This window comes from Seongchinamella unica (genome assembly GCF_004354085.1).
Taxonomy (GTDB): domain Bacteria; phylum Pseudomonadota; class Gammaproteobacteria; order Pseudomonadales; family Halieaceae; genus Halioglobus; species Halioglobus unicus.
In genome coordinates this window covers 1-24,136 of sequence record NZ_SMSE01000002.1, presented here as the reverse complement: position 1 = coordinate 24,136, position 24,136 = coordinate 1, and the positions used below count along the sequence as shown (strand labels likewise).

Here is a 24,136-nt window from a genome sequence, read left to right as displayed (position 1 = left end):
GGCACCTATGGCAGAACACACGTTAAAGGTTTCCGGAGCCACCTGTCAGGGGTGCGCGCGAAAAATCACCCAGGCGCTGCTGGCAGTTCCGGGCGTTAGCGATGCGCGGGTCGATCTCGACCAGCAGACGGTGACGGTGACCGGGAGTGGCGAACTGGCGCACGACCAATTGGAGCAGGCGGTAGCCGCTGCCGGCTACGCTCCCGGGCGTGAAGAGACCGAGGAGCCCGCCAGCTGTCAGCAGGCAGGCGCCTCCGTTGCGCCTGCCGAACACGCCGGGATTACGCTCAACATCAGCGGTGCCACCTGTGCCTCCTGCGTTCGCACCATCGAACAGGCACTGCGAGCCACCCCGGGCGTCGAACAGGCGGAGATGAACTTTGCCGACCGAACGGCACGTGTCTCCGGGAGCGCCCCTGCCGACACCCTGATCAGAGCGGTTGAAGCCGCCGGCTATGGTGCGGCCGAAGTCGGCGACAACGATGATGACAGTGAGCAGGCGTCCATCGAACTCGCCCACTACCGCAAGCTGTTGCGTCACACCTGGTTGGGTCTCGGCCTGGGCGTGCCGCTGATGGCATGGGGGTTGCTGGGGGGGGAGATGATGGTGCATCAGGGCACCGCCAGCCAGTGGGCCTGGCTGGTCGTGGGTTTGGCCACCCTCGCGGTGCTGGCAACCGCGGGCCGGCATTTTTTTATCGGTGCCTGGAAGGCCTTTCGCAACCACAACGCCAATATGGACACGCTCATCGCCCTGGGGACCGGTGCCGCCTGGCTCTACTCGATGGCGGTGGTACTGGTGCCGGCTGTATTCCCCGAGGCGGCCCGGCACGTCTATTTTGAGGCCAGCGCCATGATCATCGGCCTGATCAACCTGGGCCAGGCACTCGAAGTTCGCGCTCGCGGCAAGACCAGCGCGGCGGTCCGGCGCCTACTGGACCTGGGGGCCAAAACCGCCCGCGTTGTGCGCGAGAGCGGCGAGCAGGATATCCCTGTGGAGCAGGTAAAAACCGGTGACCTGTTGCGGGTGCGCCCCGGTGAAAAGATCGCCGTGGACGGCAAGGTGAGCGAGGGCGAAAGCCGTATTGATGAATCGATGCTGACCGGGGAGCCGATGCCGGTGGAAAAGCGCCCCGGCGACACAGTCAGCGCGGGCACCATCAACGCCAGCGGAACGCTGCTGTATGAGGCCACGGCGGTGGGCAAGGATACGGCCCTGGCGCAGATTGTTGCCCTGGTGAAAAAGGCCCAGGGCAGCAAGCCGCCCATCGGCCGCCTGGCCGACCAGGTTTCCGCGGTGTTTGTGCCCACCATCATGATCATCGCTATCCTGTCGGCATTGGCATGGTACAACTTCGGGCCCGACCCGCGGCTGACCCACATGCTGATCAGCGCCACCACGGTATTGATCATCGCCTGTCCCTGTGCACTCGGCCTGGCGACACCCATGTCGGTGATGGTGGGCGTGGGCAAGGCAGCGGAATACGGCATCCTGATCCGCCAGGGGGAAGCCCTGCAAACCAGCAGCAAACTGGACACTGTCGTGCTCGACAAGACCGGCACCATCACCGAGGGCAAGCCGGCAGTGACCGGAGTGCTGTGTGTCGAGGGTCAACAGGAGGAGGCCGTCCTGCAACTGGCCGCCAGCCTGGAACGCAGTTCGGAACACCCACTGGCCCTGGCTGTACTCAGGGAAGCCGAGAGCCGTGACCTCGCTTTGCAGGAGTCCTCCCGGTTCGAGGCGCTCAATGGCAAGGGGGTCACCGCCGTCATCGACGGGATGCGCTACCGACTCGGCAATCGACGCTGGCTGGAACAGGAAGGAATTAAGGTCTCGCTGGATAGCGCCTCGTTGACGAAAACGGGAGCAACGCCCCTGTTCCTGGCGGACGAGAAGCACCTGCTGGGTATTGTCGGGGTCGCGGATCGGATCAAGCCGGATTCCCGTGACGCGATCGCCCGACTGAGGGAGGCGGGGATGACGGTGGTGATGATCACGGGGGATATCCAGGCCAGCGCGAATGCCATTGCCGCCCAGGTCGGCGTGGATCAGGTCATCGCGGAGGTGCTGCCGGAAGACAAGGCAGAGGAGGTCAAGGCCCTGCAGGGCGAGGGCCGGATCGTGGCGATGGTGGGCGACGGAATCAATGATGCGCCCGCCCTGGCCCAGGCCGATGTCGGCTTTGCCATTGGCACGGGTACCGACGTGGCTATCGAGTCTGCCGGCATTACCCTCATGGGCGGCTCCCTGCACGGGGTGGCCGACGCCATGGCGATCTCGGCCGCCACTGTACGCAATATCAAGCAGAACCTGTTCGGCGCCTTTGTCTATAACAGTCTCGGCGTGCCGGTGGCGGCCGGCGTGCTGTACCCCCTGACCGGCGCCCTGCTCAGCCCGGTGATCGCCGGCGCCGCCATGTCGCTGAGTTCGGTGACTGTGGTGACCAACGCCAACCGCCTGCGGCTGTTCAAACCGAAGAGGAATGCAGTATGAGCCTGACCATCAACCTTATCGGCGGTGCCCTGATCGCACTTATTATCTGGTGGTTCTGGCTGTCCCGGAGCGGCCAGCAAAAGGCGGCTGCGGCGACGGAGGAAGCGACCATCGTGGTTGACGCGGGGGTTTACACACCCTCGGTGGTGCACGCCCGGGCGGGAAAACCGCTGACCTTGCACTTTGACCGCCGCGACCCCTCGCCCTGCGCGGAGCAGGTGGTTTTTCACGGTCTGGAGGTCAGTGAATTCCTGGAGACGGGCAAGACCACCACCGTCAGGTTGAACGACCTGCCCCCGGGTGAGTATCGCTTCACCTGCCAGATGCAGATGTATCAGGGGCGCTTGTTGGTGGATTAGCGCCGTGGGGAGGGGGCGGCAATCGAACGGCCGAGGATCGACAACGCCAGTTTTGCGTTCGAACATACGCTGATCGGTCGCAAGATCGATCTCTCCACTTGGCTTTCTCTTGCCACCGCCAATGAATCTTATATCGCAGCCTTGCAGGAACACCGCCAGCCGCTCCTTCCACTACTGCGGAATTGACCACGATTGAGCGCAACCTGTTCGGTCAGCGCATGTTGCTCAGTGCTTGAAGTGCTGAACCCACTCCGCGATGCCGTTCTCCAGCTCCCGTCACAGGCACGGTACCACCGGGGGACACGACGTCGGAACAGAATCAGCGCGAGAAGAGTCGGTAAGCGACCACCGCGTCACTGGAAGGGGTCTGGAACCAACCGTGCCTGCCAGAAACCATGACCACGTACTGGTTTCCATTATGCAGGTAAGTCATCGGTGTGGTCTGGGTTCCCCCCGGGAGTTCTTCTTTCCACAACTCATTCCCGCTTTCAATGTCGAATGCCCTGAGGTAACCGTCCATCGCTGCACCGATAAATACCAGTCCTCCGGCGGTGACAATCGGTCCACCCATATTGGGGGTTCCCAGGTTCCACTCAAAGCGCAGCGGAAGCATTTTCTCGATCGAGCCAAGAGCAACCCGCCAGACAACGCTACCGGTATTCATATCTACCGCCAGCAGTTCCCCCCAGGGCGGCGCCGTGCAGGGAGCACCCAGGGGTGACAGCAGCCACTCCCGATGGACGCCGTAAGGTGCTCCCTCCGGGGCCGATACATCACTTTTGGCATGCAACACCGGTGCATTATGGCTTGTCTCATCCGTCAACGGGATCATGGTGATCACCTGCACCACCGTATTGGTATTGACAATCATCAGCTGGCGTTGGGGATCATAGGCCGGACCACCCCAGTTCATTCCACCGGCGGAACCGGGCACCTGAATGGTGCCTTCGGTGGAGGGCGGAGTGAATATTCCCTCGGAGCGCAGGCCCGCAATTTTCCGGCGGCACAGCCATCGGTCAAAAAACGTGAAACCCCAGGCGTCGTCGGGGGTAACCTGGGTCGGAGTCAGGGGAGGCGGCGCCAGGGGGAAAGGCTGGGTTGGCGAGAGCCACTCCCCCGGCAGCGCATGCTGCGGAACCGGCCGTTCTTCAACCCCGAATACCGGCTCTCCCGTCAATCGATTAAAGACAAACGACAAACCCTGTTTGGTGTTCTGGACCACGGCGGGGATTGTTTCTCCCCCCCGGTCGATATCAATCAACATCGGTGGCGAGGCGGCGTCGTAGTCCCAGATGTCGTGGTGAACCAACTGGAAATGCCAGGCCACCTCCCCCGATTTGCCGTGTAATGCCACCAGGGAACTGGAGTAAAGATTGTTACCCGGCCGGGCACCTCCCCAGAAATCCGGGGCAGCAGAGCCCACTGGCAGAAAAATCAGGTCGTTTGGCGGGTCGGCAACCATGCTGGACCACACGTTGGCCGCCCCGGCATTGAGCGCACTGTCGTCATGCCAGCTCGCGTACGCTGGATTTTCCGGCGTCCTCGGAATCGGGTCGAAGCGCCAGACTTCCTTGCCACTATAGGCATCAAACGCAAAGACGGTGCCCGCCGGCGCGTCAGTTCGGACATTGTCCATGATGTAGGAGCCAACGACCACCACATCGTTGACAACCACGGGGGCCGAGGCGATTTTTCGTTCCCCGGCAAACTGCAAGGCCTTGTGTTGACGAACAGCTACCTCTCCATTTTGCCCAAACTCATGGCAACGGTTCCCGGTTTTGGCATCGACTGCGATCAGCCGGCTGTCGTTCGTCCCCATGAAAACCCGCTGCTTGCAGCGGTCTTCCTCCCCACCTCGACTGGCCGTCCAGCCGGCAACGCCGCGGCAATTGTACTGGGGCAAGGGATGCCCCAGATCGACCTCGGGGTCGAACACCCAGCGCTCCCGGCCGGTGGCGGGATCAAGTGCAATCAAACGGTTGAATGGCGTGCATACCATCAGTGAATCGCCCACCATCACCGGCGTATTCTGATGGGTACTGTTGGCGTCCAGTTGCTCGCCGCGCCGTTCGATTTCCCCTGTGTGATATGTCCACGCAAGCTCCAACTGAGACACATTGCTGGTGTTGATCTGCGCGTGCGGGGAATATCGGGTGCCCGATGGGTCACCGCCATAGTAGTACCAATTGCTGGTTCCGGCATCGAGTTCCAGGCTTGTTGCAAACAGGAGGGCCATAACCAGGCCTTGCAACGGAGGACTTGTTTTCTTCAGGAAATCGGTCATCAGTTCAATCCGTTTGCCTCGGTATAAATGTTGTGATCAGCTATAATCAGGCAAAACCTGTCTCTGTGGCCACAGGAAATTCAGGCTGGACCGGGAGAATCGCCAGCGACCATTGTCTTTGCGATACTCTTCGTCATAGTGAGCGAAGCAGATGACGGGGTTCTCTGCGGGCGGGGTGCTGGTGTCCAGGTCAATCAGGTAGCAGTCGCCCTTTGCCGTGGTGTCAGAGAGGATGTCGACGGTGTGGTTAGTGTTGATATGTTGCGAAGTGAACGGTGGGTCCACTGTTTCACCTTCAAACATTTCCCGGTAATTTCTGGCTATTGTTTCCTTACCTTCCCAGGTGCCGTAAGGTCCGTACTCGCACAGCGCATCATCGGTGAACAGCGCTATAACACCGTCCATATTTCTCAGATCAATAGCCAGAGAGAAGTCCAGCCGCAGTCGGCGAATTGCTTCGATGTCGAGCAGGCTTCGAAGGCTGGATACTTCTGACGCAGTGAATTGGTTTTCCATGTCAACAACACCATTCTGTTAGTGGGCACACTTTGATGCCAGCTGCCTGCTTGTCAGCGGGCCGCTTTAAACTCAATGTCCAACGCCTGCAAATTGCGCCCAAAAAAGCTGGGGGTGTAGGGATGGGCTTTAGCGGGATATTTCAGGCGGATATCCTCCAGGCGCTGAATCAGCACCTGAAAACTGATCAGCATTTCCTGCCGCGCCAGGGGTGCACCGATACAGTGGTGTCTGCCGACACCAAACGCCAGGTGCTTGCCAGGCTTTTCCCGCTGAAGATTGACCTGGTCGGCATCGGGAAATTCTGCCTCATCGCGGTTTGCGGCACCGAACCGTAGACTCAGAATATCGCCCGGTTTGAAGAAAGTACCACCGAGTGTGGTCTCTTTGACAACTTCACGGAACATACCCTGGGCCGGGGATTCCAGCCGCAACACTTCTTCGACAAACACAGGAATGAGTTCAGGCTCTGCCTTAAGCGTTGCCAATAGCTGCGGTTGTTCTGCCAGCAACATCGTGCCCGAAGAAATTCCTGCCGTTGTTGTTTCGTTTCCCGATGCCAACAGGTCCACGGTTACGATAGTGAGCAGCTCATTCATGGGGATTTCCTGGCCATTCTCGTAGCGACTGTCCGCCAGAATGGTCAGCAGGTCATCCTGTGGATGCTCACGGCGCAGGTCAATCTGTTGCTTGAAGAAATGCTGCATGTCGACAATTAACCTGGCGCACTCAAGTTGTCGCTGCCTTGAGATCATCATGCCAAACATTTCAACGATTGCGTCTGACCACTCCTTGAATGTATCGAGGTCCCTGGTCGACACTCCGATTTGCTCAGCGATGATGATCATGGGCAGTGGATGGGAAAAGGAATTCACGAACTCGCATTCACCCCCGGTCATGAAACCGTCCACAAGATGGTGGGCCGTTTCCCGAATGTGGGGCACCATTGAACGGACCTTTGCCGTTGTAAAAAGTTTCGAAAGCAGTGCCCGGACCTGCGTGTGCCGGGGCGGATCAGACGTTGAGCAGGAGGCCGCGGGCATCCAGCCATGGTCGCGGTAGATCGCCGAGACCTCCTCTGGAGCGGCCTCGGGATTCAAATTCATGGGGGTCACCCCACTGACGAAAATATCCGGTTCTCGAATAATCTCGCGACACAGTTCATAGTTCGTGATCAGATAGAATCCCGTGTCCGGCATCCGATAGACAGGACTTTCTGCCCTGAGCCGCTGGTAATACGCGTAGGGGCACGACTGTAGAGCGGGGTCGAGCAGAGTTTCCACAAGTCACTCCTTATCGTTTATCTCTGGCGTGACCACCAGGTACATTCTCACAGATATGCCTGACCACGGGCGTGTGCTACCGCTCCAGACTACATCGAATCCAGACCCTCGCAGATTGCGGCGAGGAATCTGGCGCCGGTAGCGCCATTGATCACCCGATGATCGCAGGCCAACGACAAAGAGCAGAAGCGCTCGGCTGTCACCTGGCCATTATCCAACACCACGCGTTGCCGGATCCCTCCAACCGCCAGAATCATCACCTGCGGCGGGTTGATGATCGCGGTGAAACTGTCGACGCCCAGCATGCCCAGGTTCGACACGGTGATGGCCCCGCCTTCGAGATCCTGTGCAGTTAATTCCTTGTTGCGCGTGCGCGCCACGACTTCCGCAGACAGTTGTGCAATCCGGGTAATATCAGCTTCGCCAATATCCCTGATCACCGGCGTCAGCAGGCTGTCGCCGGTTTCAACCGCGATGGCGATATCAATACTGTCGAGTTCCCTGATCCCATTGGGGAGAACATTGATATTCAGCGAGGGATATGCCCGCAGCGCACCCGCTACCGCATGCACCAGCAAGTGGTTAATCGTGACGGGTGCACTCGACTGTTCGCGCAGTGCATCCAACGCAGCCAGCGGGGCCTCCATTGTGCAATCACGCTGCAAATAAAAATGCGGGATGTTCTGCTTGGCCAGGGTCATGCGTTCGGCGATGGTTTTCTGTGCACCCTGCAACTGTCGCAGCGGCATTCCGTCACCGCTGGCACGGGCAGCTTCGATATCATCGCGCAAAATCCTGCCCCCGTAGCCGGAGCCGGCGATGGTCCGGGGGTCAAGGCCGAGGCGCTCTGCTTTACGCCTCAGTGCTGGCGAGATGCGGGCAGGCTGAGACCCAGACTGCTCTGTGGCAGTGGCGGCAATCTGATCGGCTCGCGCATCGGCCTCCTCAGCAGCCACTGGGCTGGCGAGGGAATTGGCGGCAATGAAGGCGTCTATCTCATCCTCCGCGACCTGTTCGCTGGCCATGACCCCTATCAGGGTTCCCACCGCCAGATCATCTCCCTCCTCCGCCAGAATACGCAACAGGACGCCATCATGGGCGGCTTCAAAGCTGTTGACGATCTTGTCCGTTTCGATATCGACCAACTCGTCGCCTTTGGCGACCTTGTCACCCTCCGCAACACGCCATTCGGAAATGGTGCCGTGCTCCATCTCGATTCCCCACTTGGGAATCGTTATGGGAATCAGTTTTGGCATTACTGGGCCTCCTTATCATCGCTGCCGGACACGGCGAAATTTAGCAGCACATTGCCGGGCAAGCGGTCACCGAACAGGTAACCTGAGTTCACCAATAGATTGCCCCGGTAGACCACTGGCCCGTCGGACTCGATCGACCCACCGTGGGCCTGGCGACCGGCAACGGAATTAAATTCACGATTGGTCTGGTAGCGCCACAGGACCTCGCCAGTGGCGCTGTCGTAGATGCGCAACTGGCCGTCGAATCCGCCGGCAAACACCAGGCCCGGGACGGCCGTGGCCGCGGCGGAAACCCCTGCATCACAGGCGGGCTTTTCCTGCTCCCTACAATCCTCAACTGCCCGGGTATACCAGCGCTGCTCCCCGGTTGCAGCATCCAGGGCGAACACGCCCGGGAAGCGCTCCGCCTTGAAGCGGCCGATAAAATCGGTATCGGCATTGGGGGCATACACGGTAGTCCCATCCGTCGCCAGACCCCAGTGGATGCCACCGGCGTAGCCACCCAGACCCACTTTTCGCCGCCAGACAATTGCGCCCTCATTGTCGGGATCAAGGCCGTACACAGTGCCGTTCTTCTGCCCCACCACCAATATGTCCTTGCCGGAGGGCAGTGAAATCAGCACCGGCGGGGCACCAATATCCATATCGGGCCCATTTTCCTCCGGGCAGTTATAGCTCGAGCCAATGAAACAGCTCATGTTCCAGGCGTCGTTTGCCGTCAGTTGTTGGCTCCAGACCAACTCGCCGGTCTTCAGGTCAAAAGCCAGTACCGCGTCACTGTTGCGGTGTGCCGGCGAAGAGTAGGACTCTCCCGTGCCGACATACAGCAGTCCCCTGGCCGCATCCACCGTGGGCGAATTCCAGATGGGTACGCCTGAAGGCGCAATAATGGGCACACCCAATGCATTTCGCTTGCCGGTGTCCACCGGCTGCTCGGGAATGGAATAGCTCTTCCAGACCAATTTGCCGTTGTCTTTATTGTAGGCTGCGATACCGCCACGAAAGGTACAACAGGGGTAATGCGGGTCGGCTGCGGTCGCCCACTCGCGGGAGGACATGGGCACAAAAAGTCGGTCGCCATACAGGCGGGGCGAACCGGTGATGGTGGCATTGGCGTGGTCTTCCAGGTGGGCACGCCAACGAACCACGCCCCTGGCCCCATCCAGCGAATAAATATTGCCTTCAACATCGCCGAAATAGAGCACCACCGGGGCGCCAGCGACCGGCGGTTCAATACTGATCGCCGAACGTACTTCAGCGTCCGCCTGGAAACTCCAGTAGACACAGCCGGTGTCGATGTCAATGGCGTAGACGGTACCGTGTTGCGAGCCAACAAAGATCACATCGCCATACACCGTGGGTTGTGATCGCGCCCGGCTGGCGCCCGGAAAATCGAACACCCACTTGAGTTCCAGGCGCGCCAGGTCCTCACGCCGCAGGCCCGCCGTTTCTGCATCAACAAAGCGATGATTTCTCTCGTCAAACCCCCAGGCACCCAGCAAACCCTGACCCGGGCTGGCAACCGGGGGCGAACCGGCGCACATGGGCATTGAACGGTCCACGTCGGCCGCATCGGAGCCTGCCAGATAATTCGCAACCTGCTCCCTTTGCTGCGCGCTAAGCGTGGCCGCCTGCTGCTTCATGACGCCCTCGGTGAGGGCATACAGAATTTCCTCCGGCTGCGACATGCGGAACATGATGTTATGAGGCGCGCGGGGCACATTGCCCTCGTGGCATTGGGCGCAGTGTTGCTGATAAACCGCCTGGCCAGGATCTACCGCGGATTGCGCGCTGAGGGCTATACCCGTCAGAGCCAGCGCTGCCAGTAGCCGCCAAGCGCCACCTCGGAGGCTGGCAACGGTCCTTTCCAGCAGGGCGATAAAACCCATTTTAAGCACGGCCGTGTTCATCAGTAAGCAACCACCTCCCGTATCGCGGCCTCCACATCGGCGACCGACGGCACATACTCGAGTTCCAGCACGGGGCTGGCAGGCACGGGTGTATGCGGCGCGGTCACTTTCCTGATCGGAGCATCGAGGTAATCGAAACCCCGGTCCACCACGATACTGGAGACCTCCGAAGCCATGCTGCAGTAGGGATTGGACTCATCGACAACCACCAACCTGCCGGTCTTCTGCAGACTGGCCAGTATCGCCTCATCATCCAGCGGTGACAGGGTTCTGGGATCTATCACTTCAACGGAAATGCCTTCGGCGGCCAGTTGTGTCGCAGCCTGCTCCGCCAGCAGCACCATCCGCGAAAATGCAACTACCGTGACATCGGTGCCCTCGCATACGGTACGCGCCTGGCCAAAGGGGATGGTAAAGGGCTCGTCGGGCACTTCGCATTCCTCGGTGTAGATGGCTTTGTGCTCGCAGAACACCACCGGATCATCGTCACGGATCGCCTGCGCGAGCAGGCCCTTGGCGTCGTAGGCGTTGCTCGGGGCCACCACCTTGATGCCGGGAATGGCGACCAGCATGGGGTATAGAATCGCTGAATGCTGGGGCCCCGTGCCTGCGCCCGCGCCAATCATGGTGCGGATTGTCACCGGCGTGGTGGCACCGCCGCCGAACATATAGCGGAACTTGGCAATCTGGTTCATCAACTGATCCAGGCAGACACCGAGAAAATCGATGAACATCAACTCAGCCACCGGGCGCAAGCCGGTCAGTGCCGCACCGCCCGCAGCACCGATAATCGCCGACTCGGTGATCGGTGTATCGATCACTCTCAGTTCACCGAATTTCTCCGCCAGACCGGCGGTAATGCCATACACGCCGCCATTGTCCCGGTTGGCGACATCTTCGCCCATAACCACCACCCGATCGTCGCGAGCCATTTCCTCATGCAACACCTGGTTGATCGCTTCACGGATAGAGAGCTTGCTCATGCGGATTCTCCCCGGTAGTTCACATAGACATCGCTGTAGAGTTGCTCCGGCAGCGGGTCGGCGGCGGCCAGCGCGCGCTCCACCCCGGCATCAAGGCTCGCCAGAATTTCTGCATCAATCTGCTCGATGCGGGCCGTCTCAAGATCGCTGCACCGGGAATCGGCCAGAAACTTGGGAATGGGGTCGGAGGTGATGCGCGACGACTCAAGCTCCGTTGAGTCCCGGTACTGCTGGGCATCACCTTCAAAATGACCGTAGTAGCGCGAGGCGATAGCCTCAATGGCCGAAGGGCCCCGTCCCTGGCGACCGCGCTGTACCGCGTCAGCCACCGCCTCGTAGACCGCGAAAAAATCGGTCCCGTCGAGAGTCACCGCAGGCATGCCATAGGCACCCGCTCTCTCGGCAATCCGGCCGTCAGGCTTGGGATTTCGGGTGAATTCGGCAAAATGATTATTCTCGTACATGAAAATCATCGGCAGTTGCAATACAGACGCCAGGTTCAATGCCTCGGCCACCGTGCCTTGATCCGAGGCACCGTCACCGATAAAAGCCATGGAGACCCTGCCATTGCCCAGGGTTCGGGCGGTCAAGGCGGCGCCGGCGGCGATCGGAGGCCCGCCACCCACGATAGCGTTGGCCCCCAGCATGCCCTTGCTCATATCGGCAATGTGCATGGAGCCGCCTTTTCCCTTGCAGATTCCGTCCTGCTTGCAGGCCAGTTCCAACAGCATGTCCTCGATATCGCAGCCCTTGGCGATACAATGGCCGTGACCCCGATGAGTGCTGGCGATGTAGTCCTCATCCCCAAGGTGCATGCAGGCACCCACGGCGATGGCCTCCTGGTTACGGTACATATGGATAAAGCCCGGCAGTTTACCCCGCTGGTATTCTTCTCTCATTCGCTCTTCGAATTCGCGAATCAGCTTCATTGAGCGATACGCCTGGTACAACATCTCGGTTGAATAAATCAAAATTTGCTCCGGTCAGTCCGTTTCAATAAGTTCCAGCGGGTAGCTGTAGATACTTTCGGTTGCATCCTCGCCAATGACGAATACGTTCTCCATATGCGACGGCCCCAGCCTGCTGCCGAAATACAATGCATCGAAGCTCAGAACCATGTTGGGCTCGATTTCAAACCCCTCGGTGGCAGCGTGAAGCCCGGTGGAGGGAAAAGCGACCGGGCTTTCCAGAGGCACCCGACCAATGGAATGCACTATCATCAACAGCTTCTCCGGCGCGTCCAGTTCACGGGCGAGACCGCAACGCACCGGTTCACAAATCTCGGCGGAGTTGGCGCCGGGTCGCAGCCTGCTCACCACCTCCTCGAAGCAGCGTTGCACAATCGCATGCTGCTCGCGGTAGGCCGCTGTGGCCTCACCGATATGGGCCGTGCGGTTGATGTCGATCCAAAAATTTCGATAACGCCCCTGGGTTTCCAGGATCGCAATTTCACCCCCGGAGAAAGGCGTGTCAAAGCGGGTGCGGAACAAATCGGGTTTAAAAATTGCATCGTAGCTGCCACCGAACAACATCGGGCTGGTGGGCAGTGGATCGATATCTTCATCAATCATGAAATGAGCGACAGCCTTCTCAACGTCTGCCCAGCTTCTGCCCCGGCCCAGTTGCGAGACGGTGAATGCCATCACCCGATCCGCCTTGACGCCGCTTTCGCGAAACAGGGCGATCTCTTCGTCAGTTTTTATTGCCCGCGCCGCGAACATGGTATCCAGGCCATCGCTGCAACGCTGCCCACACGCCTGCTGCGCGGCCTGTGCCATGCGCATATCATCGAACAACACCGTTTCATCGGTCACACCCAGGTGCTTCAGGCAGTCGGCTGCGGCGGCTACAATATTCGGCGCGCATGCACCGTCGACCGCCTTCGCAAGCCTCGCCAACTCGGCCTGCAGATCAGCCGCCAGTTCAAGATGCACATCCTCCGAACGGGCAGTGACGCAGAAATTCAGCAGATCGAAGGTACGCAGTCGGTCAAATGCAACCCCCTGTCCTTCCCGCTCTGCCACCACCAGGCCTATCAGGCTCGCCTCGGGCAAAAACAGGGTCATGGGCAGCTCTGGTGAGGTCGGCAGGAAAACAGCGGAGATGGGCTCAGGCAGGTGCCAGCCATCCATCACCGATTGGTAGCCGGTCAGATAGGCGACATTGTCTGCAGTCGACAAAAATAGCCCGCCGACACCCGCTTCTGCCAATCGTATCCTGAGTCTTTCCCTTATCGTGGCGAACAAAATCGATCTCCGAAAGGCGAAAAAAAGCCGACCTAAGCCGGCTTCAGATTGACATGGGGGTCACCTAAAAGCTGTAACCGACCTGGACACCCAGTTCACGGGGCGCCCCGTAGGTGGTGAAGTTCCAGAGATTTGCCACCGGGTTGGCCGAGTTACGGTATTCCTCGTCGGTGAGGTTTTTGCCGTACAGTGAGATCTCAAGCGGTATGTCAGCCCCTTCCCAGGTCACGTAGGCGTTCAGCAGCGTACGCTCTTCCAGCTGGGTATTGGCTTTCTGCTTGAGTACCGGATTGGCGATCGTACCGCCCTGGAAACTCGCGGGAGCCGGATTGATCTCCGCCTCGTCCTGGTAGTGCACATTCACGTTGTAGGTCAGCGAGCTGCCGTTGGACAGGTCCTGGAAGTAGGTGACGCTGACGCCACCATTGAACTCGGGTGAGTAGGGAACTTCCAGATCGGAGAAGTCAAAGGGCTGCGGCGTACCGACCAGGCCAAGCGTCGCGGGATCATATCCCGGTTCATAGCTGTCGTACTCATGGTCCAGCCAGCCCAGGTTGGCATCGATACGCAGATTGGGCGTAGGCACGTAGTTGAGTTCCAGTTCCAGGCCGATCGCGGTACTCTCCCCTTCGTTCAGGGCAACCGTTTCCTGGAAGTCATTGCCCGCAGCGTCCTTGATGGAGATAACCGTATCCCGTTGCAGGTTTTCGTATTGGGTGTGGAACAAGGCGCCATTGAAGCGCAGCTTTCCGTCCAGCATGTCCGCCTTGACGCCTATCTCGAAGTTCTCATTCTCCTCGCTGGCATAGGGCTGGCAGCTGAACGCACTACCGCAGGTTTCAGAGAACCCACCAGCGACAAAACCGGTAGCGAAGCTGGCGTAAGTCATCAGATCATCGGTCCAGTTGTAGTCCAGCACTATGCGGTAGGTATTGGAGCTGAAGTCCTTATCGTCCTTGACAACATTGCCGAATGCAGACTCCGGCAGAGGATTTTTGTGGGGCCCCTTGAACTCATCCAGGGTGATGAAGTTACTCACCGGGTTTTCCGCGGTGCCCAGACTCAGCCGGGTAAAGTCTTTTTCGTCCTGGGTATGGCGGAAGCCGAGCGTCAGCTTGAGGGCATCGGTAATGTCGTAGGTACCGTCAATGTAAAAGGCCATACTCTCCCGCTCCTGGGAGGTCACCTGAATTTCATAGGTGTCCCGGTAGAATTCAGCGGCGGGACCAGCGAATATCAGGAAGTACCCCAGGTTGCCGAACACCAGGAAATCGACGTCATCCTCGTAATAGGCGGCGCCGGTGACAAAATTGAAGGGACCGCCAAATTTGGTGGAGAGTCGCAGCTCATTTTGCAGCTGGTCTCGCTCGGAGTTTCTGCTGGCGTCGTACTGTGAGGTGTAGGCCTCACCGGTATAGGTGCTGGCGAGCACTTCATCCTGGCTCCTGGTGCCCAGGATCCACTTGACCTCGTAGTTGTCAAAACTGAAGGTCTGGTTCAGATAGATACCATCGGCGTCGATTTTATGGCCGCCGGGAATATCAACCACCTTGGTTGCGGTGTAGGACTGTCCGGTAGAGAACGGGTCACCGCCGCCAATGCCCGGGAAGCCGGCGATCGGCCAGAGATAACCCTCGCCACCGTTCTGATTGGCCAGTGGCGTCTCATTGACAGCGGCGACCGTATCACCGCGGTCTTTGACGTACTCAAAAGTCAAGTCTGCGAGATAAAAGTTGTTGGGCTGCCAGCGGAACTTCAGCTTCGCCGCGAGTACGTCCTTACCGCCAATGTCTTCGCCGCGACCCACATCGGGAAACTTGGACCGGGCGGCATTGTTACAGGCTTCTGCGGCGGGATCAGGCGGGAACGGACAGCCCAGACTCTGGAACTCGCCGCCCGCCGGTTTGTCATTAGTGTACCAACCGTCGCTGTTGTCCTGAATCACAGCGAGGCGCGCAGCGAGGGTGTCGCCGATGGGCACGTTAAGTCCCAGCTTGATCTTGTAGGCATCCGAGTCATTGGAGGCAAACTGGGAATAGTTACCTTCAATATCTCCAAAAAACTCGCCCAACACGGGCTTTTTGGTGGTAAAGGCAATCGCTCCACCGGTGGTGTTCTTGCCGAACAGGGTGCCCTGCGGGCCGCGGTAGATCTCGACCTGCTCCATATCAAACATTTCGATGAACTGGGACTGCACGTGGTTGAACGCGAACTCATCCACAGTGATACCTACCGAGGCATCCTTGGTCACCAGAATGGAGTTGAACCCGGTTCCCCGCATGCCGCCGGCAATGGCGTTAAAACCTGTTTGTGGTGTCAGATTCACATTGGGCGCCAGTTCGGACAGCGCGGTCACGTCGTTCTGGAAGGTATTTTCCAACTGTTTGGCGGTAACCGTGGTCACAGCGACCGAGAGATCCTGCTGGGCCACCGTGCGCTTGGTACCCGTGACCAGCACTTCCTCCAGTTGGAGCCTGTTCTCATCATTGTTCTGAGCCTGCGCGCCAACCGCACCGAACAGTTGCGACAAAGAAACACAGACAGCCACACTCAGGGCCTTCTTGCTATAACTCACCATTGTAGATTCCCACTTATAGTTATCGTTTGATCCCGCAATCTGTCTTGCAGATATCTACTTGCACACTAACAGACTGACGCGAACCCTCCACTAGTTTTTTGAATATAATTCAATATATGGCTCGTCGCAATACTTTTTTGACGCCCGGGCGCAAGCGTTCGAGCCCTGCCCCCAATCATTGCGCCTTAATTCAAATTATCCCGTGGTTTTGTTTTCATTGCCGATGTTCAATTCGACATCGCCCGCGGCAAGACCGAGCAACGACTCGGCATCAAAGACGTAATCCACGCTGCCGTCATCCTTGAAATAGACCACAGCGCCGGCACCCAGAAAAAGCATTTCCGTTTCTACTTCGCAGCGGGCCCTGGAATGCTCGGCAAATACCGGCTCAAATCCGTAGGTGCCCTCGGGGGCACTGCCAACCTCATACAGAAGCTCTCCCTTGGTGATAAAGAACTGCCCCGGTCCCTGATGACGATGGGGTTGGAACGCAGCCCCGGGTTCCATATTGACGAACAATGCCCAGTCCCCGGTTACCCGACAGGCCCGCAGCACCTTGAAGCGCGTTCCCCCGCCCACCTCGAGCCAGGGCATCGTATGGATGTTGGCGAGAATATCACCCTGCTCCGAGATATATGGGTTTGCTGCGCTGTTCATAGGGTTTCTCCAGCTTATGTCAGGAATGACGCGTCGGGCGAGTTGGCGTCCGCCGATTTGTTAAAGGTTTCGTCAATGTACAGGTGAATAACATCGATGCACCAGTACCAACCGGTTGTAGAGGAACGGGCCGTCCCTTCCATTTATTCGTCGTTCACTTACTGTAGCCAATTTATGCCGTTAGTCGCGTATCTTCGTGCTGCAGGCCACCCACTCTGCGAATCTTAGTCACGCGACCCAATTCCGGGAGCTTGCGCCAATGGAGCTCTCGAGCTGTTCGAGGACATCGGTGACAAGATCTGGACGCAGGCGGATATCGACCTCAATCTCCTGTCGTGGTGGGCAGCGGCCCGGCCACGGATGACCGGCAAGCCTTTTCTCCTTGTTAATTCCAATTCGTTCTAGGCAAAGCAGTGTTAATTAGTAGATCTCTACTAACCTACTGGTAAGCCCCCCTTTGACACAAGGATGTTACGCATGCCGATACCTCGCTCGCTGGTAACGCTGACCCTTCTGGTGATGACTGCCACGTGTCTGTTGATTAGCCTTGGCGCCGGTATCAGTACCCCTGCCGCCGCCCAGGGACCCCTTGAAAACGAAATGTGTGGTAATGGCACAACCTTTACCGTCGATCTGGGCTCCGACCAATTGGTCGTGCCGGATGGCTGCCGTATCTATGCGCTGATTGCCAGCGGCTACGAGCGCAATAACAACCTCGACGAACTGACGCTCTATAACTTTGCCAAGTTTGTCGCCGAAAACAACGGCTATGTACATTATGCCTGGTGGAACAACCTGCTCAGGGAGTATATGGCCGGGCCGTTGCATTCGGACGACGCCAACCCGGGTGGCCTAGCGGGCATTCACGCAGCCGGTTTCATTCCCCTGGACAGCAATTTCTTTAACAAAGCCATCCCCAATGAAGATTTCCAGTTTCAATCAGATGCCCGAAGACTGTTACAGGCGATTCGCAGTCATAACCCCAACGCCGTAATTATTGTGGCGGGCCACAGCATGGGCGGTGCCTCGGTGGCGAGATTGGGCGCTTCGACCCCGGTGGCCATAGATTTGCTTGCGCCCCTGGATCCGGTGGGAAACCGAAGTTTACCGGAGGGTCTGTTTTCCCCTCTACAGGCCCGGCCCGGGGCGGAAACCTATAACTGGACCCGCTGGCGCGCCACCCATGACTTTCGCGGCTACCGGGTGTGGGACTGTATTCGCAACGCCCTGGGGCTCTGCCGCGACTTTGACGATAGACTGTTATTCATAGAATACCGCTGTGGTCCGTCCGGCCCCTGGCTGAACCACCCACCGAGTGCTTTCAGTCAGGCGCCCCTCATTTGTCCACGCGGCAGCGATGTGTTCAGTGGCCCTGTCAGGGATACAGGTACGCTCATCAGCTTCGGGTCAAATGTGCGCCGACTTTACCACCGCTGGCAACGGGAAAACGTGTTTCCCTTCGATTTTAGCTCCGACTATTATTACGGCCATCCGTCACCACTTTCGAATAACATTCTGGAGCCAAACTACCAGCGTGGATTGGAGAAGAATGCCCTACTGGAATCAGATCCCGACAAAACCTGCGCCACGCCGTTGAAACTGGATCCGCGAGACCCAAACTTTTACTGTAACCCGGGGGATGGTCACGGTGAAATCGTCGGCTTCAGGGGAATCCCCACAGCGCCGGACTTTCCTGTGGCACTTAAAGCCTCTGACTGGCCCGGGCTGGCGCAGGACGGAACCCCGGAGCAGCGGAAACAGAAATTCATTGAAATGGTCAGCGCGCCATCGGCAACCCCTGGAAAGCTGAGCTCGCACCCGCCTGCCTGGGGCCACGAGCCGGCCAATCCGAACCTGGATATGGTGGCGTCAGATCTGATCACTATTACACAACAGATTTTGTTGGAAGCTGGCCCGGAACCGGATTCCACGCCACCAACCAGCACCGCGGTCACGGCCCCCGGCGCCAACAGTGAAGGCTGGCACAACGAAGACGTGCTAATCACGCTCAGTGCAACCGACAATGTGGGGGGATCGGGCGTCAAGGGATTGCATTATTCGCTTTCGGGAGCTCACATCGCCTCGGCCATGGTTTCAGGTGATCGGGCGCAACTGATCGTCACCGAGGAGGGAATCAGTGTTTTGTCATTCTATGCGCACGACAACAACGGCAACTATGAGGAAGCCGATACGCTGATCATTCGACTGGACAGGACACCCCCGCAGATCAGTGCCGTAATCGATCCGCCGGCCAATAGCGAGGGCTGGCACAACGGCGATTTGACAGTCGCCTTTATCGCGGGTGATGAGCTCTCGGGACTGGCCTCGGTGAGCCCGCCGGTTGCGGTTTCCGAGGAGGGTGAAAACCGGGAAATAATCGGCACTGCTGCCGATCTGGCCGGAAACCAGTCCAGTCTGGGGGTCGTGGTCAATGTGGATAAAACCGCCCCGACGATAACCGGTCTGCCCGATGAAGACTGCCTCCTGTGGCCTGCCAATCACAAACTGGTGCAAGTGTCCTCGCCGATGGCGGAGGATTCTCTTTCCGGCGTTGCCGAGCTGGTGGTGGAAGGCGTGAGTAACGACGCTGCCGCGGAAGACGCTGTAGTCATCGAGGATGGCAATGTTCTGGTACGTGCGGAACGCTCAGGCAAAGGAGATGGCCGCACATACACTATCACTGCCTTGGCTCGCGACCTGGCCGGAAACCAGACAGAGGCCAGTGGTACGTGTATCGTTCCCCATGATCGGAGAACTAGTGATCACCTACGATAGAACATCTGTAGCTGATCTCAACCGACAAAAACGCCACGGTAGACATTGAAGAAACCTAGATGCCGGCCCGGGAGCATTGTAAGCTTTGCCGGCTTTCGCGTCATTCTGCGACAGGACTGCCGGTTCTCTGTCACTACTGCAGACTGTATAGCGGTGGCTGCAGTCTCAGCAGAGGCTGTCTCCAGAAAACTTCTTGCCGTGACAGACCAACTGGCCCGGTTGTGGCGCCAGTTTGGCTCCGCGCCATGGCTAAGCCGGTGGAGATGCTATTCTCATAAGACCAATCCAGCAGGAGTCACGCCATGTCCATAGATTGTCGCACCCGTCGCCACTGTGAGCGGGTTCGCCTGGAGAGAGACGCAGTCTTTGATTACCTGATCCCCGAAGCGGTGTCGCAACACGCTGAACTCGCTGGTCGAGGCCTTCGCTACAAGGCTCTGCCCCAGCTTACGCTGGAGGTGAACGGCCGCTGCGTTACCCTGCGTGAGAAACATGGTGCGCTACAAGTCGAGGAGGGAGATGCATCGGATAGCGCTGCAGTGAGCCTAGACAGCGATGCGCTTTCGGATCTCGTGCAGGACTGGTCGAGCACCATGGGGCTCGCCATGAACTCCAGGGTGCAGATGACCCGTGGCAATTTTGATGACTGGATCGGGTGGGAGCCGGTGTTTCGCGCGCTTTTCGACGGTCGGCCGGTCCATGAAGCCGGTGCTGTCACTGTCGTCGACAGGGATGGCAGCGACCTCGACTTCAGTCGCAGCTTTGAACTCGATGACGATAGCGACGAAATCTCATACTTCCTGCACCAGGCAGGTTTTCTGCACCTGCGTGGCGTGTTTACCGAAGAGGAAATGGCGGCCGTATCCGCGGACCTCGACAAGGCACTGGCAAGGGCAGAGCCTGATGATGGAGCATCCTGGTGGGCGGGGGATTCACAGGGCGTGCAACACCCGGTGCGCGTCCTGTGCTTCCATGAGCGCTCAGCTACGCTGGCTGAACTGCTCAGGGACTCGCGACTGGGATGGCTGGCAAATATCACCGGGGACAATCTCGTCGGTAGTGTCGAGGATTCCGGCTGCATGGGCGCCGAGGGCCTGATCAAACCCCTGGACATCAAGACCGGCCTGTCAGACCTCCCATGGCACAAAGATTGTGGTCAGGGGCGCCACTCGTACTATTGCAACGGTCTTACCATTGGTATTTCGATCACCGGCGCAGACGAGCGCAGTGGCGCACTGGGGATCGTGCCGGGCTCACACCGGGCCAATGTACAAACCGCGCGCAGGGACCCAAGCCTGGACCTGCCGGCGATCAAGCTGGTCACAGAAACAGGTGACCTGACGGTCCACTGCAGCGATACGCTTCACCGCGCCTACCCACCCATAGAGCGCCCGCGGAAGGTTGTCTACACGGGTTTGCAGCAGCCACTTATGCAGGGTGACTTTATCGAAGAGGTGCCGGTGGAAAAGCAACGTGCGACGCGGGCCAAACTGACCAACGTGCGGGACCGGATTGCGGGCGCCGCGAGGCAGGACACCTGAGTTCACTCTCCCATCAGGGGGAACGCCAAGTTGACAGCCCTGAACCTGTGCCTGGAGAATTAGTAATTCTCTAATACTATCAGACACTTAGCGCCTGCTACCACAGACACCTGAATATCACCGTCGGTCGCTATGAACGGCGCGATCTTGCTACTTTTACATCGACCTTCCGCACTTGCCAAACTACTCCGGCCTGGTGGATACCGCACCGTCATTGCCGAGAATCTACTCTTGAAACAGCCACTCATCATTCACAGCCGAGCACGCCAGAGAGCGCCGAATTTGAATACTCAAGATCGCACGATATTGGGATTCTTATCAATATTCTTGAGCCCCGGACGGGTTCGACGAGTAGCCGTCATCATCCAGCCATCCACCTGACTCGCCTTTCACAAAGCCCTGAAGAAACGGAAGTATCACCTCCTTTACTCTCCCCGTGGAGGAAGGAAGCCAGGGCCGAAAGGACAGTCAGAGGAGGTCATCGCAGCAATCGTGGAAATGAAACAGCGAAATCCACGATATGGCTGTACTCGCATCGCACAGCAGAACAACTTGGCTCTTGGTTTAGACCTGGACAAGGACATAGTCCGGCGTGTGTTAGCGGTCCACTACAAACCAGATCCCGCAGATCGCGGCCCCTCCTGGCTGACTACCCTCGGTCATGCAAAGGACAGCCTATGGAATGTAGATCTATGCTGTGCCGATGTAATGACCCAGCTAAAACTGCACACTCACGCCGCTAATTTATAAATTTCCCGGGGCGTTTTCATGCCCAGGGCCTGATGGGGACGCTGCTCGTTGTAGTAACGGAACCATGCCCCCAGTGCCTGTCTGGCCTCGTCGAGCGAGGCGAAGTTATGGAGCCACAGGCACTGCTCCTTAACCGATCGGATCAACCGCTCCACCATGCCGTTTTGTTGCGGCGTGTGGGACCGGATGAACTCCTGTTTGATTCCATACCGATACACCGTACGAGTGTAGCGTCGGCTGGTGAACACCAAGCCGTTGTCGGACCGGATAGTCAGGGCGCACCAGCGGTGCTGTTCGCCACACCAGACCCGGGCCATCTCCGTGGCCCAACGCTCGTTCAGCCGGGTTGCTGCCGACAGCAATGACTGCACCCGCGGCCGGTGGCCGGACTTGCGCTTCCGGACCTGCCAACCTTTGATCTGGAAAATCCACTGCACGGTGTTCTTGTTCTCACCGAGGAGCCAGGCCACGGTGCGATAGCCCGCGTAGGGCAAGGCGTCAATCACCCGCTTGATGCGCTGGTCTAGAAACTCATTCACCTTCGGCCGGCGCCGCTTCGGTTTGTAGTAATACGTTCGGCGCGACATGCCAGCCAGTGCACAGGCTTTGCTGACTGCGATCTGGTGACCTTCCTCCGCCATCTCAGCAATGAACCGCTCTAAGAGTCCTCGGTCGATGCAAGATGGCGCTGCAACTTTTTTAGGAATTTGTTCTCGAGCATGGCCTCACCGTACGCTTCCTTCAGCTCACTGAGCTGCTTTTCGTACTGTTCGGCAATGTCTTTGGGATTGGCCTTCAGGGCGTTTTCCATGCCGGCCTCGGCATCACCCATCCAACTCTCGATCTCGGCCTGGGTGAGGTCGTATTCCCTGGCGGCCTCCGGGATTGTCTTCTGCCCCCGGTAGATCTGTTTGATCAGCTCAGCCTTGCGCTTCGCAGTCCATCGTTTGATTTCTGGTTCTTGCATCATGGTGATGCCCTCCGCAGTTGCGGCGACCATACCATGTGCAGTTATTCGTTGGGTCATTACAAGGTCACGATCAGCAAACCGTTTCACAGACGAACAGTGGATATTGGGGTCAGATGAACACGGATTAATGTTCACCTGACGCCGCTTACGCTATCATCAATACAACATCAGGAGATAAAAACCATGTCCGTTTATATAATTGCTAGATTTAAAATACATGATCGCAGTGAGTACGATAAATATGAAGCTGGCTTCTCAGAGGTCTTCAAAAAATTCGACGGCAAGCTATTGAGTGTTGATGAAGATCCGACGGTATTGATGGGCGACTGGGATGATACTCGGTCGGTGATTATTGAGTTCCCATCAAAAAAATCGGCCTTAGCTTGGATGACATCTGATGAGTATCAAGCTATATCGAAGCATCGTAATGCCGGAAGCACAGCGAACTCTATATTAGTGAAGGGATTAGAATAAAAAAGGAAAATGGGGTCAGATGAGCAAGACATGCTCACCCGTCGACAGTAGCTGAGAATTAATCTTCATCTGATCCCAATTACCCTGCAGGCATTAAATCTCACCCCACCTCATTGTTTTTATAGACAATTTTCCGAGCGCCGGCCATTAATCGGCCCACTTAACAGGGAAATATAAGGGAACGCGCAATAGCACTTCCATGTAACCCTAGCGCTGCGGACTGTTTTAGATGTTTTTTAATGCGCATTAAAATATGCATTTAAATTGACCATGGTGGTACAGTCCCCGCAAATGCCTCCGCATCGGGAATCTGCTATGGAAAACCTGCTGACCAACAAAACCGCATCACTCACGGAATTACGGGACCCTAAAAAAGTCATCGAGAAAGCGGGTGACAAACCCGTCGCAATCCTGAATCGCAACCAGCTTGAGGGGTACTTCGTACCCGCCTCCGCCGTTGCGAAAATCGTGTTTACCCCTGCTGATCCGAAAGAGGTTTCAGGCCTGCTGCGCAAACGTCGCTCCAGTCTCAAGCCGACGCTTGACTACCTGAAAGACAAATAACCGTGATCTTCCTCTCGCCGCTGGATGTCGTCGAGATTCATGAGTTCGTTATCGAGGGGCACGAACTCCAGGGCATCGCCAGGGATAAATCCATCGAGGCCATCATTGGCAGAATCGACAACCGGATCGCCTTCGGCATGATCCGTGACGTCTTTGAACTGGCCGCGTGCTACGCCTGCTACCTGTCCGTGGGGCACGCGTTTCGACGCCAACAAGCGCACAGCATTCGCGGCTATGGACGTGTGCCTCTCCTTGAATGGCATATCGCTCGATTACGACGCGGCTGAAATAGGCGCTCTGATCGTGAAGGCGGCGCAAGGCATTGTCGACGAATCGGAGCTAGCAGATTGGTTGCGAAGCCGTGCAGTATAAAAGGTATCGGCAAGTTAACTTTTGGAGACAGCGTTAATCCGACCTTGATTCTCAAGCAACCACCCTGCTCCATTCAGCGAACGCACTAACCCTGAGCTCCCGATAATGCTGAGCCCTGACCAGA

19 protein-coding genes are annotated in these 24,136 nt (G+C 57.9%); 7 read left to right on the top strand and 12 right to left on the bottom strand.

Annotated elements, in window-relative coordinates:
• Positions 1–7 precede the first annotated feature (7 nt).
• Together E2F43_RS07200 and E2F43_RS07195 are read left to right on the top strand one after the other, a co-directional pair.
• Positions 8–2,494, top strand: a complete 2,487-nt coding sequence (locus E2F43_RS07200) for a heavy metal translocating P-type ATPase (protein ID WP_133211190.1) — start codon at positions 8–10, stop codon at positions 2,492–2,494.
• Positions 2,491–2,853 (top strand): cupredoxin domain-containing protein, encoded by a 363-nt coding sequence (locus E2F43_RS07195; RefSeq protein ID WP_133211188.1) that lies wholly within the window; start codon positions 2,491–2,493, stop codon positions 2,851–2,853. Before E2F43_RS07200 ends, E2F43_RS07195 begins: the two co-directional genes overlap by 4 nt.
• Positions 2,854–3,172: 319 nt before the next feature.
• Here E2F43_RS07195 and E2F43_RS07190 read toward each other — a convergent pair whose 3' ends face one another.
• The 10 genes from E2F43_RS07190 to E2F43_RS07145 all read right to left on the bottom strand — a co-directional run bounded on the left by E2F43_RS07190 (position 3,173) and on the right by E2F43_RS07145 (position 16,566).
• Positions 3,173–5,089: a pyrroloquinoline quinone-dependent dehydrogenase gene (locus E2F43_RS07190; protein ID WP_133211186.1), complete on the bottom strand. Its 1,917-nt coding sequence runs from the start codon at positions 5,087–5,089 to the stop codon at positions 3,173–3,175.
• 84 nt (positions 5,090–5,173) lie between these two features.
• Entirely contained in the window at positions 5,174–5,653 is a 480-nt protein-coding gene (locus E2F43_RS07185) for a nuclear transport factor 2 family protein (protein WP_133211184.1), read from the bottom strand.
• A 53-nt stretch (positions 5,654–5,706) separates the two neighbouring features.
• Entirely contained in the window at positions 5,707–6,759 is a 1,053-nt protein-coding gene (locus E2F43_RS07180) for a cytochrome P450 (protein WP_165954226.1), read from the bottom strand.
• A gap of 266 nt (positions 6,760–7,025) precedes the next feature.
• Entirely contained in the window at positions 7,026–8,192 is a 1,167-nt protein-coding gene (locus tag E2F43_RS07175; protein ID WP_133211180.1) for a dihydrolipoamide acetyltransferase family protein, read from the bottom strand.
• Complete coding sequence (locus E2F43_RS07170; protein ID WP_238946796.1) at positions 8,192–10,102, bottom strand: outer membrane protein assembly factor BamB family protein; 1,911 nt, start codon at positions 10,100–10,102, stop codon at positions 8,192–8,194. Before E2F43_RS07170 ends, E2F43_RS07175 begins: the two co-directional genes overlap by 1 nt.
• The gene (locus E2F43_RS07165) at positions 10,102–11,085 is read right to left on the bottom strand and encodes an alpha-ketoacid dehydrogenase subunit beta (RefSeq protein WP_133211178.1); all 984 of its coding nucleotides are present in this window, start codon (positions 11,083–11,085) and stop codon (positions 10,102–10,104) included. Before E2F43_RS07165 ends, E2F43_RS07170 begins: the two co-directional genes overlap by 1 nt.
• Positions 11,082–12,056, bottom strand: a complete 975-nt coding sequence (locus tag E2F43_RS07160) for a thiamine pyrophosphate-dependent dehydrogenase E1 component subunit alpha (RefSeq protein ID WP_133211176.1) — start codon at positions 12,054–12,056, stop codon at positions 11,082–11,084. Before E2F43_RS07160 ends, E2F43_RS07165 begins: the two co-directional genes overlap by 4 nt.
• A gap of 12 nt (positions 12,057–12,068) precedes the next feature.
• Positions 12,069–13,265 carry a M24 family metallopeptidase gene (locus E2F43_RS07155; RefSeq protein ID WP_133211174.1) on the bottom strand — a complete coding sequence of 399 codons (1,197 nt, stop codon included), beginning with the start codon at positions 13,263–13,265 and terminating at the stop codon, positions 12,069–12,071.
• Between the two features lie 130 nt (positions 13,266–13,395).
• A complete protein-coding gene (locus E2F43_RS07150) occupies positions 13,396–15,909 on the bottom strand; it encodes a TonB-dependent receptor (RefSeq protein WP_133211172.1) in 2,514 nt (837 codons plus the stop codon).
• A gap of 195 nt (positions 15,910–16,104) precedes the next feature.
• Positions 16,105–16,566 carry a cupin domain-containing protein gene (locus E2F43_RS07145; protein ID WP_133211170.1) on the bottom strand — a complete coding sequence of 154 codons (462 nt, stop codon included), beginning with the start codon at positions 16,564–16,566 and terminating at the stop codon, positions 16,105–16,107.
• 477 nt (positions 16,567–17,043) lie between these two features.
• Here E2F43_RS07145 and E2F43_RS07140 point away from each other — a divergent pair, with 477 nt between their 5' ends.
• A complete protein-coding gene (locus tag E2F43_RS07140) occupies positions 17,044–19,341 on the top strand; it encodes an alpha/beta hydrolase (RefSeq protein ID WP_165954225.1) in 2,298 nt (765 codons plus the stop codon).
• 302 nt (positions 19,342–19,643) lie between these two features.
• Complete coding sequence (locus tag E2F43_RS07135; RefSeq protein WP_133211166.1) at positions 19,644–20,882, top strand: phytanoyl-CoA dioxygenase family protein; 1,239 nt, start codon at positions 19,644–19,646, stop codon at positions 20,880–20,882.
• A 731-nt stretch (positions 20,883–21,613) separates the two neighbouring features.
• Here E2F43_RS07135 and E2F43_RS07130 read toward each other — a convergent pair.
• Complete coding sequence (locus E2F43_RS07130; RefSeq protein ID WP_133211164.1) at positions 21,614–22,273, bottom strand: integrase core domain-containing protein; 660 nt, start codon at positions 22,271–22,273, stop codon at positions 21,614–21,616.
• Between the two features lie 17 nt (positions 22,274–22,290).
• A complete protein-coding gene (locus E2F43_RS07125) occupies positions 22,291–22,602 on the bottom strand; it encodes a DUF1153 domain-containing protein (RefSeq protein ID WP_133211162.1) in 312 nt (103 codons plus the stop codon).
• A gap of 183 nt (positions 22,603–22,785) precedes the next feature.
• On the opposite strand from E2F43_RS07125, the gene E2F43_RS07120 reads away from it, so the two are divergent.
• The 3 genes from E2F43_RS07120 (at position 22,786) to E2F43_RS07110 (ending at position 23,927) form a co-directional block, all read left to right on the top strand.
• Complete coding sequence (locus tag E2F43_RS07120; RefSeq protein WP_133211160.1) at positions 22,786–23,076, top strand: DUF1330 domain-containing protein; 291 nt, start codon at positions 22,786–22,788, stop codon at positions 23,074–23,076.
• 315 nt (positions 23,077–23,391) lie between these two features.
• On the top strand, positions 23,392–23,640 hold the full coding sequence (locus E2F43_RS07115) for a type II toxin-antitoxin system Phd/YefM family antitoxin (protein WP_133211158.1): 249 nt from the start codon (positions 23,392–23,394) through the stop codon (positions 23,638–23,640).
• 2 nt (positions 23,641–23,642) lie between these two features.
• Positions 23,643–23,927, top strand: coding sequence for a hypothetical protein (locus tag E2F43_RS07110; protein WP_238946795.1), 285 nt, complete (start codon positions 23,643–23,645; stop codon positions 23,925–23,927).
• Positions 23,928–24,136: the final 209 nt, after the last annotated feature.

Excerpts from the sequence above, each read along its gene's own strand:
- E2F43_RS07200 (WP_133211190.1), top strand. The coding sequence starts at position 8 with ATGGCAGAACACACGTTAAAGGTTTCCGGAGCCACCTGTCAGGGGTGC.
- E2F43_RS07175 (WP_133211180.1), bottom strand. The coding sequence starts at position 8,192 with ATGCCAAAACTGATTCCCATAACGATTCCCAAGTGGGGAATCGAGATG.
- E2F43_RS07165 (WP_133211178.1), bottom strand. The coding sequence starts at position 11,085 with ATGAGCAAGCTCTCTATCCGTGAAGCGATCAACCAGGTGTTGCATGAG.
- E2F43_RS07145 (WP_133211170.1), bottom strand. The coding sequence starts at position 16,566 with ATGAACAGCGCAGCAAACCCATATATCTCGGAGCAGGGTGATATTCTC.
- E2F43_RS07120 (WP_133211160.1), top strand. The coding sequence starts at position 22,786 with ATGTCCGTTTATATAATTGCTAGATTTAAAATACATGATCGCAGTGAG.
- E2F43_RS07190 (WP_133211186.1), bottom strand. The coding sequence starts at position 5,089 with ATGGCCCTCCTGTTTGCAACAAGCCTGGAACTCGATGCCGGAACCAGC.
- E2F43_RS07125 (WP_133211162.1), bottom strand. The coding sequence starts at position 22,602 with ATGATGCAAGAACCAGAAATCAAACGATGGACTGCGAAGCGCAAGGCT.
- E2F43_RS07130 (WP_133211164.1), bottom strand. The coding sequence starts at position 22,273 with ATGGCGGAGGAAGGTCACCAGATCGCAGTCAGCAAAGCCTGTGCACTG.
- E2F43_RS07180 (WP_165954226.1), bottom strand. The coding sequence starts at position 6,759 with ATGAATTTGAATCCCGAGGCCGCTCCAGAGGAGGTCTCGGCGATCTAC.
- E2F43_RS07135 (WP_133211166.1), top strand. The coding sequence starts at position 19,644 with ATGTCCATAGATTGTCGCACCCGTCGCCACTGTGAGCGGGTTCGCCTG.
- E2F43_RS07185 (WP_133211184.1), bottom strand. The coding sequence starts at position 5,653 with ATGGAAAACCAATTCACTGCGTCAGAAGTATCCAGCCTTCGAAGCCTG.
- E2F43_RS07170 (WP_238946796.1), bottom strand. The coding sequence starts at position 10,102 with ATGAACACGGCCGTGCTTAAAATGGGTTTTATCGCCCTGCTGGAAAGG.
- E2F43_RS07140 (WP_165954225.1), top strand. The coding sequence starts at position 17,044 with ATGCCGATACCTCGCTCGCTGGTAACGCTGACCCTTCTGGTGATGACT.
- E2F43_RS07150 (WP_133211172.1), bottom strand. The coding sequence starts at position 15,909 with ATGGTGAGTTATAGCAAGAAGGCCCTGAGTGTGGCTGTCTGTGTTTCT.
- E2F43_RS07115 (WP_133211158.1), top strand. The coding sequence starts at position 23,392 with ATGGAAAACCTGCTGACCAACAAAACCGCATCACTCACGGAATTACGG.
- E2F43_RS07195 (WP_133211188.1), top strand. The coding sequence starts at position 2,491 with ATGAGCCTGACCATCAACCTTATCGGCGGTGCCCTGATCGCACTTATT.